The following is a 14,631-nucleotide window of genomic DNA, read 5'->3' as shown; positions in this document are numbered from 1 at the left end:
GCCGCATTTTAAGCGAATACAACCGGCCGCACCGGACGGGATCGTGTACTTAACGGGCGGATAGGTGGGAATGTGAAAGAGCGGGTGATCGCGGTCAAACAGGGAATACGGACGAGGGCGAACAGTGTACTCACTGGCCGAGAAAGAAGGCGGGGGAGTGCAATCACTTACGGTTACGGCCCCAAATGAGAACTTCGGGCTTTCGCCGCTACCCAAGGGGTTCCCGCGCGGCGTTCGCAACACCCTTGGCGAGCCCAGCAACGGAATTGACCCGTTCGGCGGTTCCACCCGATCGGGCGGCAGAACGTGAACGACGCCGCAACTCGCTTCTGCCCCGGTCCGGTGAACCGTTCGATCCCAGTAGACAATTAACCACCTGGCCCCCCGTCCGCACAGGCAACGGCTCGTCCGGTCAGCTCAGAAATTTCGCTCCCGTGTTCGGATGAATGGCCATCAAGAAGCGCCCGGACTTTGGAGGCCAGGGTCGCGGGTGCGTAGGGCTTTTGCAGGAACGCGACCTCGGCCTCTGAAACTCCGTGACGCAGAACTACGTCGTCCGTGTACCCCGACAGAAAAAGGACGCGCATATCTGGACGTTCTTGCTGCAATTGTTCGGCGAGTTGCCGGCCTCCGAGATTGGGCATGACGACGTCAGAAAGGAGCAGGTCAATCCTCCCCGCGTGGGCGCGGGCGACGCGCAAGCCCTCCATTCCGTCTTCGGCCTCCAGCACGCGGTACCCGCACGCCAGCAGAACGTGCCGGGCGACCGCGCGGACGGTCGGTTCGTCCTCGACCAGGAGCAGCGTTTCCGCGCCCCCCGGTACCGAACCGAGCCCGAGGGGTTGTGATTGTTTGACCGGCTCGCCCTCTGCGCGCGGGAAGTAAATCCGGAACACGGTTCCGGCCCCGGACTCGCTCTCGACGGTGACGTGCCCACCCGACTGGCGGACGATCCCGTAAACGGTCGCCAGCCCGAGTCCCGTTCCGTTTCCCGGTCCTTTAGTAGTGAAGAATGGCTCGAACACCCGGGCCTTGATATCCGTGCTCATCCCGCACCCGGTGTCACTCACTTCCAGCAGGGCGTACTCGCCGGGAGTTATCTCGGGGTGTGTTTTGGCGTATTCTTCGTCGAGCGTCGCGTTGCGGGTGGCGATCGTGAGCCGGCCCCCGTGCGGCATGGCGTCGCGTGCGTTCACGGACAGGTTGACCAGCACCTGTTGGAGTTGCACCGGGTCGGCTTTGATCCGGTGCAGGCCGGGTTCGAGGATCACCGTTACGGTGATGTCTTCCCCGATCATCCGCGCGAGCATGCGCTCCGTATCGGTCACGACCGCGTTCGGGTCCAGCACTTTCGGTTCGAGCACCTGTCTCCGGCTGAACGCCAGCAACTGGCGCGTCAGGCCCTCTGCCCGCCGGCCCGCGGCGAGGATGTCGAGAACCATACCCTTCTCGTGTGCGCCCCAACCGGAGCCGTCCAAAAGGAGATCGGCGCACCCGTTGATAACGGTGAGCAAGTTGTTGAAGTCGTGCGCCACGCCGCCCGCTAACTGACCGATGGCTTCCAGCTTTTGCGACTGGCGCAACTGTTCTCCGGTGCGCGCGTGCTCCGCGACTTCCTCTTGGAACTGCCGGGTGCGGATCGCGACGCACCGGGCCAGGTACTCTTCGCGGGCGCGGAGCCGCCGGGTGCGGAACAGGTGAATCCCGATTCCGGCCAGCGCGACCCCGAAGGCGCACAGCCCGTAGAAGAGGTCGGTCTGGTAGAAATGCGGTTGCAGTACGAGTCCGATTTCGAGCGGCACCTCGCGCCAGATCCCGTCCCCGTTGCACGCGGTCACGCGGAACCGGTACTGGCCCGGGGGCAAGTTGGTGTAATACGCGGACCGCCGGTTGCCCGCTTCCACCCACTCCTTGTCGAACCCTTCCAATTGGTACCGGAACCGGACCCGTTCCGGGGCCGAGAGTTCGATCGCGGCGAAGTGGAACTCGAGTTGCCCCCGCCCGGGCGCGACGGTCAGCGCTCCCGGCGCGTCCAGGAACGCACCGTCGGCCATGACCCGTTCGATGTAGAGTTGGGGCGGGGTGGTGTTCGCCTGGACGCGCCCCGGTTCGATGGCCACGAGCCCCCGGGTAGTGGGGAACCAGAGCGTGCCGTCGCGCGCCCGGCACCCGGACGACTGCGACCCGCCGCTACAATCCAGGATCTGCATCCCGTCGTTCTTCCCCAAGAGCAACGGGTGAACGGGGCGCCAGACGCACGTGAGTTCGTCTTTTCGGACGCGGAAGATCCCCTTTGCGCAGCTCATCCAGAAGTGGGGGCCGTCTTCGAGGATCTGATAGATGATGTCGTCCGAGAGCCCGTTCGCGCTGGTGAAGTGCGACCACTGATTGTTGTGGAACCGGTTCAGCCCGCCCCCGTGGGTGCCGATCCAGATGGCCCCGTCCGCGCCCTCGTGAATCGCCAAAATCAGGTCGCTAGAAAGCCCGTTTCGGGCCGTGTACCATTCGGTCGTGTCGCCGCGCAGGACGCACACGCCGGACCCGTTGGTGCCGATCCAGAGGGCGCCCGTGGCGTCTTCGTGGAACACGCGGGCGATGATATCGCTGCGCCCGGCCCGGATCTGGACCGGTGTGAACCGACCGTCCTTGTAACGGTTGACCCCGCCCCCCTTGGTGCCGACCCACAGGGTGCCCCGGCGGTCGAAGAACACGGCGGCGATGGTGCTACTGGTCAGGCCGTCCGCGGCGGTAAACGTGTGAAACTTCCCGTTTTGGAAGCGCACCAGGCCGCCCGACGTGCCGAACCACATCGTCCCGTCCGTCTCCTCCGCGATCGACAGGATGACGTTGGTCGGGAGCCCGTCTTTTGTTGTGTACGCGGTCCATTTCCCGTTCCGACAGACGTTGAGACCGCTCGTCGTTCCCGCCCACAAGTGGCCCCGACGGTCCGCGTGTACGGCCCAGACGAGGTCACCGGCGAGCCCCTCGGTCACGGTCGTGGTGACGCAGCGCCCGTTACCGATGCGGAGCAGCCCGTCGGTCGTTCCGACCCACAAGTGGCCGGCCCGGTCCTCGTGGATGTCGAAGACGCTCCGCCCCGCGACCAGGTTTCGGGGGAACTGACCGGTCTGTTTCCCGTTCTTCCACCGGCTGATGCCCTCGTCGGTCCCGACCCACAGGTTCCCGTCGCGGTCCTCGTGAACCGCCCGCACGAACCCGTTGGAAAGTCCTTGTTCGGTATCGAAGTTCGTGAACCGCCCGTCCTTCCACTGGCTCAGCCCGGTCCCGTTGGTGCCGATCCACAGCGCCCCGTCCGAGCACGCGCGGATGGCTTGAATGTTACTCCCGGGGAGACCGTGTTCCGTTGTGTACGTCTCGAATCGGTTCCCGGTGAGGCGCGACAGCCCCTGACTCGTGCCGACCCACAGTTGACCGTTGGGGGCTTCACACACCACGCGACAGTAGTCGTGGGGTAACCCGTCCGCGACCGTGTAGTTCGTAAAGCGCCCGTCGGCGAAGCGGCTCAGCCCGGAGGTCGTGCCGATCCAGAGGGCTCCGGAACTGTCTTCCATGAGCCCGTGTACGGTATCGCCCACCATGCCGTCGTCCACGGACAACCGGGTGAACGCGCCCCCCTCGTACCGCACCAGTCCGCCGCCGCCGGTCCCGATCCAGAGCCGGCCGTTACGGTCGGTGAGGAGCACGTGGATCGTCTCGTTCCGAATGGCCGGGGTGTTCGAGCGGTCGAAGAGCGTGAAATTGCTGCCGTCGAAGCGCGTCAGCCCGTTCTCGGTCCCGCACCAGAGGTACCCGTCCGGGGTTTGAGCGAGGGCCGTGACAGAATTGTGGGGGAGGCCCTGTTCGGTCTGCCACACGCGCATGGCGTACTGTGTTGTGGCGCGGGCCGGATCGAGTGCGGGAGCGGGCGAGCTGCAAACAAAAAGAACGGCTATTGGGCCGAGAACGCGCACACTGAACCGCGAGGAGCGGGACAACGACATGGCGCCGACGCGCGTGAAGCACCGAGCAATGACCGAGGTCGGCGGTGCTGAGCGCGGCCTCCGGGAGTGCACTCGCGGTGCGTGTTCGATCGAACCCGCCGGAGGATCAAACGAGGTTCCCCCGGCGAAACGCTCGCGTCGGGACCACCGATTCTCGGACCAAGTTCATTGACAGAAACTATAGCACGAACTCGTCGCCGTGCGGACTCATAAATGAAAACGATTGTCCCCGGAGTGCGGATTATCGGGATTTTCTCGTCTTTGACGGTATTTCCGTCCGATAAGTTGCGTGGCACACGAGGTCGATTCGCGCGGGAACGCGCGTACTCGCCCCATTGACAGGGACGGAGCTTATGGTCGGACGGAAATCACTCGCTGCTGCGCTCCTGGCGAGTGCCATTGGGTGCGGGTGCGGGACTGTAGACAATCTCCGACAGCCCGCCGTTGCGCCAACGAGCAACCCCGACGCACCGATCTGTCGCGTGTACGGGGGCGTGCGCGGGGACTGGGCCGCGATGTCCACGTACCCGTGGGATAAGGTGACGTGTACCGCCGATTACCTGCTCGTCCCGATAATGGGCTTCGACCTCATCTTCACGTTCGTCGGCGACACGTTTACGCTGCCGTACACGGCGGGTACCGAAATTTGGCGCCTCGTGGGGCACCCCAAGCCGCGCGATTACAGCCTGCACCACCCGGTCGTCGTGGTACCAGTTGGGCACAACACGCCGACGAATGTAGCCCCGGTACCAGTTGGGAACGCCCCGGCGCCGACCAATACGGAACGAGCTATTCCCGATTCTGAGACTTCAAAATTTGCGCTGCCTCCACAATAGCGGACCCGACCAGTGACAGTCCGCCCGCGATCGCGAACCCGCACGCGGTGATCGACAGCGGTACTTTGTCCGAACCGAGGAAGATCCCAACTATGGCCGCGGCGCCGAGGAGCGCCACGCCGATCAGCCCGAATAGCGACGCCATCGTCTCTCCTCCGTTCCGTACTGATTTGCACTCGATCGGCCGAGTTTCATCACCTCTCAATTCCGCGCTTACAATTTTTTGCCGAATGGCCGTCCGGTGACAGGGACGTCAGGCTTCGGACCTTCGCGGCCGCTGTCATGGGGTAAGGCGTGAGTACCCTGCGGCCGTTGGTGCGTGATCTTCGCCGCGACCGCGTCAGTCGAAGCGTTCCTGATTCAGGGGAACGGCTCCGGCCACTGCCCGGCGGCCGGGTACAAGGGGCGGTGAACCCGTCCCAGCCGATTTTCTCGAACGGACGACCGCTGAAGTATCACGCCGGACCGTTCGCGAGTTTGGCGAGCAGCCCTTCGAGTTGCCCCGTCTCCACCGGCTTGGTCAGGTGGAAGTCGAAACCGGCTTCCGCCGAGCGCCGCCGATCTTCTTCCGAACCCCACCCGGTTAGGGCCACGAGAACGGCTTTGGTGCTGCTCGGGTCGGCCCGCAGCGTCCGGGCGACCTCGTAGCCGTTCATTCCCGGCAATCCGATGTCGAGGAACACGAGTTCCGGGTGGAACCGGGCGGCGGCACTTAATGCCTCCGGTCCACTTTGAGCGGTTTCTGTTTTGTGGCCGGAGAGTGCGAGCAACTCCGACAGGCTCTCGGCAGCGTCGGCGTTATCGTCCACGACCAGGACGCGGCGCGATTTCCCGCGGGCCGTGCGAATGGAGTTACTCGAAAGCGGGATCACGGGAGCGTCGGGCGCGAGCGGCATGCGCACCGAGAACGTGCTCCCGCGGTCGGGGCCGGGGCTTTCAACGGTCACCTCACCGCCGTGCATTTCGACCAACCGCTTGACCAGTGCCAGCCCGATTCCGAGTCCGCCCTGTGCCCGGTCCAGGTGCTTGCCGACTTGCGTGAACAGATCGAACACACGCGGGAGCATGTCGGCCGGGATGCCGAGTCCCGTATCTTTGACGCGGACGACTGCGTACCCGTTGTCGTGCTCCACCGAGACGTTGATTCGGCCGCCGTCGGGGGTGTACTTCGCTGCGTTGGTGAGCAGGTTCCCGATCACCTGGGCGAGCCGCGTGGGATCGGCCTGGAGCCACAACTGTTCGTTCGGGGTGTGAACCGTGAGCGTGTGCTGCCCCGCTTCGATCGCCGGTCGGCTCGCTTCGATCGCCGCTTCGACGGCCGTGCGGACCTCGATCAACTCCGGGCGCAGGCGCACTTTGCCGCTCGTCACGCGGGAGATGTCGAGCAGGTCGTCGACCAGTCGCACCATGTGCCCGAGCTGCCGTTCCATCATGGCCCGCGCCCGCGCCGCGGTGTCCGCGGATTGGGCGAGACTCAGGATCTGCAACCCGTTGCGGATCGGTGCGAGCGGGTTCCGGAGTTCGTGGGCCAACGTCGCGAGGAACTCGTCCTTCCGCCGGTCGGCCTCGCGGAGCGCGTCCGCGGTTCGGCGCGTTTCTTCTAGCAATCGCGCGTTCTCGGCGGTCGCGGCCTTGAGTTCGTCGCGCTGGCGGGCCACTTCCTGGCGCTCGCGCCACAACTCGAAGAACACATCCGCCTTGCTCCGCAGCGTGTGCGGCTCGATCGGCTTGTTGAGGAAGTCGACCGCTCCGGCCTCGTACCCGCGGAACCGGCGCGACTGGTCCGGGTTGCCGGCCGTGAGGAAGATGATCGGCACGCGCCGCGTGCGCTCGGTCCCGCGCATCAGTTCGGCCAACTCGAACCCGTCCATCTCGGGCATCTGCACGTCCACGAGTGCCAGCGCGACTTCGTGCTTGAGCAGCAGTTCGAGGGCTTCCGGGCCGGAGCGGGCGGTGAGCAGTACGAGCCCGTCGCGCCGGAGCAGCGCTTCGAGTGCGATGAGATTCTCTTCCAGGTCGTCCACGAGCAGGAAGTGGACCGGGGCCAGTGCGGGTCGGGTCACGGCCGCCTCCCCAGGTCGCGGAGGTACGCCGCGATCTGTTCCAGGTACATCACGGAGGCCGACGGGCACGCCGCAATCGCGGCCCGGGGCATGGTCGCGACTGCCGCTTCGTCGGGGTGCTGAACGAGGGCCGTTCCGCCCGCGTCGCACACCGCACGCAGCCCGCGTGCGCCGTCGGAACTCGCACCCGTGAGGAGCACCCCCACGAGCCCGGCCTCGAAGACGTCCGCGGCCGACTCGAACAGTACGTCGATGGCCGGGCGCGAGTAGTGGACCGGCTCCTCGCTCGATAGCGACAGGCGCCGGTCCGGTTCCACTAGCAAGTGGTAGTCGGGAGGGGCGAAGTAGACCGTGCCCGGAACGAGAGGTTCCTTGTCGTCGGCCTCGCACACGTCCATGCGGCACTTGTTCCTGAAAAGTTCGGCCATGACACTCTTTTTATCGGGCGGCACGTGGACCACAACCATCACCGATAGCGGGTACCCCTTGGGCAGCGCGGGTAAGATCGCGGACAGGGCGTCCACGGCCCCGGCCGACGCACCGATCACGACGGCTCCGGGGGAGGGAATCGGTTCGGGGGTCACGTTGTGCCCCTCTTCTGGTAAATGCGCTCGTCCCGGGCGAACTCGATGAAGGCGTCGGCGTGCGCGGAGAACCGCAAACTTTCCTTCGCGCCCAGACCGAGAAACCCCTTGCGAACGAGCGAATCTTTAAACAATCCGATGGAGCGATCCTGTAGCTCGCGGTCGAAGTAAATCAGCACGTTGCGGCAGGACACGAGGTGAACCTCGGCGAACACCGCGTCGGTCACCAAGCTGTGATCGGAGAACACGGTTCGGCGCCGCAGCGTCTTGTCGAACACGGCCGCGCCATAGGCCGCGGTGTAGTAGTCTGACAGTGACGACTTCCCGCCCGCGAGTCGGTGATTTTCAGTAAAGAGTGCGAGTCGGTCGATCTCGTACACTCCGGCCTCGGCCTTTCTGATCGCCTCCGGGTTGATGTCCGTGCCGTAGAACATCGTGCGGTCTTCCAACCCCTCTTCGCGGAACAGGATGGCGAGCGAGTACACTTCCTCGCCGGCGCTGCACCCCGCGACCCACACCTTCAGCGACGGGTACGTGCGGAGGTGCGGGACCACCTGTTCGCGGATCGCCCGGAAGTACGCCGGGTCGCGGAATAATTCGCTCACCTGCACCGTGAGGAAGGCCAACAGTTCCGGGAGCACAGCGGGTTCGTGCAGCACGCGGTCCTGGAGCTGCGAAAAGCTCCGGCAGCCGAACCGCTCGCGCGCCTGGCGCAGGCGCCGGGTGATCGACGCGGCCGAGTACCCGCGGAAGTCGTAGTGGTACCGCTGGTAAATGGCGTCGAGCAGCAGTCGCAGTTCGATCTCCTCGGTCTTGTCGGACACTTTCCCCCCGTCGTAAGGTCACAAGGTCGAAAGTCGAAAGTCCGGTGGTCACAAGTTTTCGATTTTACGACTTGGGACTTTGTGACCTTACGACCGACTACCGGGGCATCCACACGCGGACAAGTGACAGTAGCTTCTCGACGTCCAGCGGCTTCGCCATGTAGTCGTTTGCCCCGGCCGCGAGGCACTGTTCCTGATCGTCTCGCATCGCCTTGGCCGTGAGCATGAGAATCGGCAATTTCTTCCACGAGTCCCGCTTGCGGATCTCGCGCGTGGCCGTCAGCCCGTCCATCTCCGGCATCATTACGTCCATCAGCACCAAATCGACGGCCTGGTCCGGTTGGCTGAGCGAGCGTTCCAGGGCTTCGAGGGCCTCGCGCCCGTTGCGCGCGATCGTGACTACTGCACCGCGCGGTTCCAGGATGCTCGTGAGCGCGAACACGTTCCGCACGTCGTCCTCGACCACCAGGATTCGGCGCCCCTCCAGTGCGGCGTCGCGGCTTCGGGCCTTTTCCAGCATTTTCTGCTGTTCGGCCGGAAGTTCCGAAACCACTTGGTGGAGGAACAGCGTCACCTCGTCGAGCAACCGTTCGGGCGACTTCGCGCCCTTGATGATGATCGACTTCGAGTACCGCCGCAGGCGCTGTTCGTCGTCGTCCGCGAGTTCGCGCCCGGTGTACACGATGACGGGCGGGAACGAGTAAGCGTCCTCGCGGCTCAGTGTTTCGAGGAGAGAGTACCCGGAAGCATCTGGCAGAGTCAGATCGAGCACCATGCAGTCGAAGGTTTCGCTCTTCAGGCGCTCCAGGCACTCGGCCGCGGTCCGCGCGCCGACCGTCTCCACATCGTGTGTGCCGAGCAACTTCCGCAGGCTGTCGAGTTGAACCGCGTCGTCTTCGACAATCAGCACGCGACGCAGGCGCTGTTCCAGGCGCGTTTCGAGCCGTTCGAGCGCTTCGACCAGTTGCTCGCGCTTGACCGGCTTCAGCATGTACCCGACCGCGCCCAGTGCAAGTGCGGTTTGGGCGTAATCGTGAGCCGAAACAACGTGAACCGGAATGTGCCGGGTGCGCGCGTCGTGCTTGAGTCGATCGAGCACGGACAGCCCGGAGTGATCGGGCAGCCCCACGTCGAGAACGACCGCGCTGGGGCGGTGCTGGATGGCTGCTGCAAGTCCTTCTTCGGCGCTGCTCGCGACAACACACTGGAAGTCGAGTTCGTGCGCGAGGTCGTACATGATGTGGGCAAAAGAGGCGTCGTCTTCCACGACGAGAATGATCCGGCGATCCGCGGTCAGGCGCTCGCGATCGTCCTCGAATCGACGCGCCAGACTCGGTGCGAGGCGCGGGGCGATCGGCGTTGCGGGTACCGGAGGAGTAGGGATAGCGACTGGCGGAGGCGGAGTTGCGGGGCCGGTGATCGGTCCGCGCGTGCGCGGGGCAACGAGTGTCGGGTCGTAGGTGATCGGGAGAGTGATCGTGAACGTGCTCCCGCGCCCGGGTTCACTTGTGACCCCGAGTTCGCCGGCCAACAACCGCGCGAGTTCGCGTCCGATCGATAGCCCCAACCCCGTACCACCGTACTTGCGGCTGGTGGTTCCGTCGGCTTGTCGGAACGCCTCGAAGATGACTTCCTGTTGTTGTTCAGGAATGCCGATGCCGGTGTCACGCACCGCGAACGCGATCTTATCGCCCGCGACGCGGGTCACGTCCATGCTCACTTCGCCGCGTTCGGTGAATTTCAGCGCGTTTGAGAACAGGTTCTTGAGCACCTGTTCGAGGCGCTGGCGGTCGGTGGTGATGGAGTTGGGACAATCCGGAGCGACGCGGATCTGGAACGTGAGTTTTTTCTGTTCGGCGACCGGCTGGAACACGCGCGTGAGGTCTTCTGCGAGTAGCGCCAACCGGACCGGTTCGGCCCGCACGTCCATCTTCCCGGCCTCGATCTTCGAGAGATCGAGGATGTCGTTGATGAGCGCGAGCAGGTCGTTCCCCGCGGACTGAATTGTTTCCGCGAACCGCACCTGTTCGGCGGTGAGGTTCCCCTCGCGGTTGTCGGCGAGGAGCTTCGCGAGAATGAGCGACGAGTTGAGCGGGGTGCGCAGCTCGTGCGACATGTTCGCCAGGAAGTCGGATTTGTACCGGCTGGCCTGTTCGAGTTCGTTGGCCTTCACCTGGAGAGCCGCGCGTGATCGTGTGGCGTCGTCGCGCTGGTCTGCCAACATTTGGGTTTGCTCTTCCAGCCGCGCGTTCGTCTGCTCGAGTTCGGCCTGTTGAAGTTCCAACCGGGCCTGCGATTCCTTGAGCGCCCGGCTCTGTTCCTCTAACTCTTCGTTCGAGACACGCAGTTCCTCGCTCTGGGCCTGAAGTTCTTCCGACTGCCGCTGAGTTTCTTCGAGCAGGTTCTGGAGGTGAGCGCGGTACCGGGACGATCGGACCGCCAGCCCGATCGCTTCTCCGGCCCGATCGAGTAGTTCGGCGGATAAAGGTACGGGTGCGTGAATGAACCCGAGTTCAAACACCGCGTTCGTGAAGTTGTCGAGCGTGGTCGGGATGATCGCGAGGTGTCGCGGGCTTGCCTGCCCGAGCGCCGAGCCGACCTTCAGGTACCCGTCGGGCACGTCGTGAACGAAGAACGACCGGCGGTCTTTGATCGCGCGCCCGACCAACCCGTCGCTCATCTCCAGTCGTTCCGGGGTACTGGTACCGGCGGGAGTGCCGTAAGTCGCGACCCGGCGGAAACTTCCCTCTTCCTGTGCGAAAAATGCACCCGCGTGCGCACCCAGATACTCGGCCAGGAACTTGAGTACGCTCTCGCCGAGCTGCTCAACCCGCTGGTCGCCGGTCATCGCCGCGCCGAGCTTGATTTGGCCGCTCTGGAGCCACTCTTCCTCGCGCCGTTGCGCGACCGCACGCCGAACTAAGAACGCGACGGCCACGGCGAGAAGAGTGCCGAGCACGCCGGTGAGAACTCCGCTGGCCACGGCGACCGAGTAAGCTTTGTCCATTTCTGCGAAGCGCTGGGTCCGGAGTTCGCGCTCGGTGCGCTCCATTCCGGCCGCTTGATCGCGGATGCCGTCCATCGTCGCTTTCCCGCGCTCGGTCGCGACAATTTTCTGAGCGGCCTCGAACCCCTGTGTGCGCCGAAGGATAATCGTTTCTTCGAGTTCGGCAAGTTTCGCTTCAATTAGGCTTCGGAGAAGGGGAATTCGGGCCTGTTGATCGGGGTTATCGGTGGTGAGGCGCTCGACGTCGTTTAATTTGTCTTTGACTCGGACAACCGCCAGCGTGTGCGGTTCCAAGTAACGAGGGTCACCCATGAGGACGTAACCCCGCTGTCCCGTTTCCGCATCCTTCATCAACGACTGGATGTCGTCAAGTGTCGTGAGCACCTCGTGCGTGTGCGCAATCTGTTGCGCATTGCGGCTCAAGGTGCGGGTGTTCCAATACGCAATAATCCCACTAACAACGAAGAACCCGACAACTGCAGTTAGGCCGATGAAGAGCGGGAGATCGGCTTTTTTCTGGTGAGATTCAACGGGGGCACTCGAAGAGGGCATCGGGTACTTCCAGGATAATCAATCGCGCAGGCCTTATTTGCTGCAAAAAATGTACCAAAAACTCAAAAGCATACCCTTACAAATACGAAGAGCATGCGAGATAGGGTATCTCGCTTCGATACCTGCGTTGAAATCCGCCGAGTTGATGACCAGAGTTGTCGGGATGTAACGATTGCGAAGGGAGTTCGTAGCGATTCTCTTACCGCCCAGGTTGAGCGGTACAACTCGATTCGTTTGCTTCGTAACTCGAACTATTTCGGGCTGACGGGGGCCATCATTTCGTGCAATGCGCACGCAAGTGCGTGAGTATCAAGCGGCTTGGTGAAGAGGGGCGTCCCGCTCATTCGTCGGAACGCGGACGCCGTGTATGCGTTCACGCCACCCGACATCGCACAGCGAATGAGATCAGGATCGAGTTGACCCAATTCTGCTAAAAGCCGCCCGCCCTGAAGCCCCGGGAACAGAAGGTCTACGAGCGCGACGTCGATCTGGTCCCGGTTCTGGTGATAGATTTCGACCGCGCTTGTTCCGTCGGCCGCGGACCACACGCGCCAACCTTCGTTCTCCATCGCACGCGCGAGTGCATCGCGCACACGGGGATCGGGATCAACGAGCAACAGACCGGGCAACCGGGACCGGTCGGAGTCGCGTGGGGGCGTCATTGGTTCCTTTTCGGGTCAGAGTTTTAAAGTTGCTGCCGTTGGATGCTCGAACGGTCGGTGTGATATTGAACGCTTTGCGACCGCTAACTTGCAGTCGCAAAGCGCCGAATCGGGCTGTTCTGGTTGTTAACCGCTTGTGAGTCGGAGTGCGGTGATATAGTTTTCGCGGGCGATTTCGCGTTCGATCACGTCGAGTGGATCGGGTTCGACTTGCGTGGGTAGCACTTCGCTCGTGTCCGGGATGAGCTTCCCAATGGCACTGAGGAGCACACCGGCCCAGCGGTAGATGTTGTGGTCGTCCACCTGGGCACGCATCCGGCGCATCCGCCGCTCTTGCTCCTGGGCCGGCATTGTGAGTGATGCGTACAACCCGTCGGCCATCTCCTCGACGTCGAACGGATTCACGATCACGGCATCGGGCAGTTCGCGTGCGGCGCCTGTGAATTGTGACAGGACGAGTACCCCGCGGTCGTCGTCGCGTGCCGTCACGAACTCCTTCGCGACGAGGTTCATGCCGTCGTGCAACGAACTGACCACGCATCCCGCCGACGCACGATAGAGGACGAAGATGTCATCCGGTCCGTGGTGCTCGTTGAGAAACACCACCGGCTGCCAGTCCTCGGTCCCGTGCTCCCAGTTGATGCGCTCGGCCAGCATGTTCACTTCTTCGGTCAGGTCACGGTACGCGGGGATGTGCGTGCGGCTCGGCGCTCCGACCTGTAAGAAGTGGAACTGCCCCTTCAACTCCGGGTGCTTCTGGAGCAGCCGATCGACCGCTTGGAGTCGTTCCGGGATGCCCTTCGTGTAGTCCACGCGGTCCACACCCACGATCAGTGCTCGGTCGCCCAACCGGTGCTTCTTGCGCAGCGCGGTCGCGCGATCTTCCCAGTCGTCGCCCAGATATTCCTGGGCCAGCTCCGGATCGACGCTGATCGGGAACGGGCGCACGGTCGTGACTTGCCCACTGCGCTGCACCGCGAACCGTTCGCGGTCGATACGGCATTCGAGCGCGCGGTCCACGCACTCCAGGAAGTTGTTGCAGTCGTTCTGCGTGTGGAACCCGAACAGGTCGTTCCCGAGCATCCCGTCGAGCAACTCCTTGGCCCACGGACACACCAGGAACTTCTCCGGGCCGGGCCACGGGATGTGCCAGAACTGGGCAACGACGAGGTCCGGGCGGGCGGCTTTCAACAACCGGGGCAGTAGCGCGAAGTGATAATCCTGTACGAAGACGAGCGCCGGGCCGCCTTGCGCTTCCTCAAGTACGGCCGCGGCGAACGTCTCGTTGACTCTGCGGTACGTTTCCCAGTGGATCTGATCGAAGACCGGGCGTGCGAACACCTGGTGGCAGAGGGGCCACAACATGCTGTTGGCAGCGCCGTAGTAGTAGCCCTCCTCGTCGTCCTTACTGAGCCACACGCGACGCAGCACGTAGTTCGGATCGTCCGGAGGTACGCCCACGCGCCCACTCGCATCGGTCACCGCGCGATCGGCGTCTCCGGAGCCGTGTGCGACCCACACGCCCCCGCACGCTTGCATCACCGGATCGAGAGCCGTGGTCAACCCGCCCGCGGGCCGAATCCACTCGACCTCGCCGTCCTTGTATCGGTGGATGTACGGTTCCCGGTTCGCGACCACGATCAGTTTGGCCCCGCCCAGCCGCGTGCGAGCCACTTCTTGCAATCGTTCCTTACTCCAGCCCACGGGGTCACCTCAAGAACGGAAGAAATGACTGCATCCAATGCAGATCCGCCCGAAACTGGTGTTCCGGGCACCGCGGTTGCACACGCCTCTAGGCAACGAGGATGCCAGAACAGAACGACTCGCCCTTCGCAGCGACGCGGAGCGAACACGTTTCGGGTAGCGGAACCTGTATCTCGTTTTGATTGCATACTTTGCGCGATGTATTTGTGGCGCGTGCGATTGGTGATGGTGTTGTGTGTTCGTCGCGGTCCAAAGTGCCTTGAGTCGGCGAAACGAACAAATCTCGAACGGGTGACCAGAAATTGGTCGCGGTTCGCGTTGTGGAATTGGGTGCTTGGACGAACGCGGAGTTGCGCACACAATGCGCGATGAGAGGTAAGTGCGGTGCGATTGATTGA

Annotated in this window: 9 protein-coding genes; 1 reads left to right on the top strand and 8 read right to left on the bottom strand. The window is 63.6% G+C overall.

Annotation, left to right across the window (positions count from 1 at the left end; all coding sequences use genetic code 11):
* Window positions 1-368 precede the first annotated feature (368 nt).
* Window positions 369-4,001 (bottom strand): hybrid sensor histidine kinase/response regulator, encoded by a 3,633-nt coding sequence (locus VT84_RS21850; RefSeq protein ID WP_082840990.1) that lies wholly within the window; start codon window positions 3,999-4,001, stop codon window positions 369-371.
* A gap of 353 nt (window positions 4,002-4,354) precedes the next feature.
* On the opposite strand from VT84_RS21850, the gene VT84_RS21845 reads away from it, so the two are divergent.
* Window positions 4,355-4,837, top strand: a complete 483-nt coding sequence (locus VT84_RS21845) for a YceK/YidQ family lipoprotein (RefSeq protein ID WP_082840989.1) — start codon at window positions 4,355-4,357, stop codon at window positions 4,835-4,837.
* On the opposite strand, the gene VT84_RS21840 is transcribed toward VT84_RS21845, so the two are convergent.
* The 7 genes from VT84_RS21840 to VT84_RS21810 form a co-directional block, all read right to left on the bottom strand.
* Window positions 4,791-4,982: a hypothetical protein gene (locus VT84_RS21840; protein ID WP_052551974.1), complete on the bottom strand. Its 192-nt coding sequence runs from the start codon at window positions 4,980-4,982 to the stop codon at window positions 4,791-4,793. The two genes, VT84_RS21845 and VT84_RS21840, sit on opposite strands and share 47 nt — an antisense overlap.
* Before the next feature lie 310 nt (window positions 4,983-5,292).
* The gene (locus tag VT84_RS21835; protein WP_082840988.1) at window positions 5,293-6,900 is read right to left on the bottom strand and encodes a response regulator; all 1,608 of its coding nucleotides are present in this window, start codon (window positions 6,898-6,900) and stop codon (window positions 5,293-5,295) included.
* Window positions 6,897-7,484 carry a chemotaxis protein CheB gene (locus tag VT84_RS21830; RefSeq protein ID WP_239465434.1) on the bottom strand — a complete coding sequence of 196 codons (588 nt, stop codon included), beginning with the start codon at window positions 7,482-7,484 and terminating at the stop codon, window positions 6,897-6,899. The genes VT84_RS21835 and VT84_RS21830 overlap by 4 nt, the downstream gene beginning before the upstream one ends.
* Entirely contained in the window at window positions 7,481-8,308 is an 828-nt protein-coding gene (locus VT84_RS21825; RefSeq protein ID WP_082840987.1) for a CheR family methyltransferase, read from the bottom strand. The genes VT84_RS21830 and VT84_RS21825 overlap by 4 nt, the downstream gene beginning before the upstream one ends.
* A gap of 97 nt (window positions 8,309-8,405) precedes the next feature.
* Window positions 8,406-11,867, bottom strand: coding sequence for a response regulator (locus VT84_RS21820; protein ID WP_082840986.1), 3,462 nt, complete (start codon window positions 11,865-11,867; stop codon window positions 8,406-8,408).
* A gap of 251 nt (window positions 11,868-12,118) precedes the next feature.
* Window positions 12,119-12,529, bottom strand: coding sequence for a response regulator (locus tag VT84_RS21815; protein WP_082840985.1), 411 nt, complete (start codon window positions 12,527-12,529; stop codon window positions 12,119-12,121).
* Between the two features lie 126 nt (window positions 12,530-12,655).
* Window positions 12,656-14,233, bottom strand: coding sequence for a trehalose-6-phosphate synthase (locus tag VT84_RS21810; protein WP_082840984.1), 1,578 nt, complete (start codon window positions 14,231-14,233; stop codon window positions 12,656-12,658).
* Window positions 14,234-14,631: the final 398 nt, after the last annotated feature.

The organism is Gemmata sp. SH-PL17, assembly GCF_001610855.1.
Lineage (GTDB): Bacteria > Planctomycetota > Planctomycetia > Gemmatales > Gemmataceae > Gemmata > Gemmata massiliana.
Note: the sequence above shows the minus strand (reverse complement) of the source record. Positions and strands in the feature narration are given on the sequence as shown.

Excerpts from the sequence above, each read along its gene's own strand:
- VT84_RS21850 (WP_082840990.1), bottom strand. The coding sequence starts at position 4,001 with ATGTCGTTGTCCCGCTCCTCGCGGTTCAGTGTGCGCGTTCTCGGCCCA.
- VT84_RS21815 (WP_082840985.1), bottom strand. The coding sequence starts at position 12,529 with ATGACGCCCCCACGCGACTCCGACCGGTCCCGGTTGCCCGGTCTGTTG.
- VT84_RS21840 (WP_052551974.1), bottom strand. The coding sequence starts at position 4,982 with ATGGCGTCGCTATTCGGGCTGATCGGCGTGGCGCTCCTCGGCGCCGCG.
- VT84_RS21845 (WP_082840989.1), top strand. The coding sequence starts at position 4,355 with ATGGTCGGACGGAAATCACTCGCTGCTGCGCTCCTGGCGAGTGCCATT.
- VT84_RS21820 (WP_082840986.1), bottom strand. The coding sequence starts at position 11,867 with ATGCCCTCTTCGAGTGCCCCCGTTGAATCTCACCAGAAAAAAGCCGAT.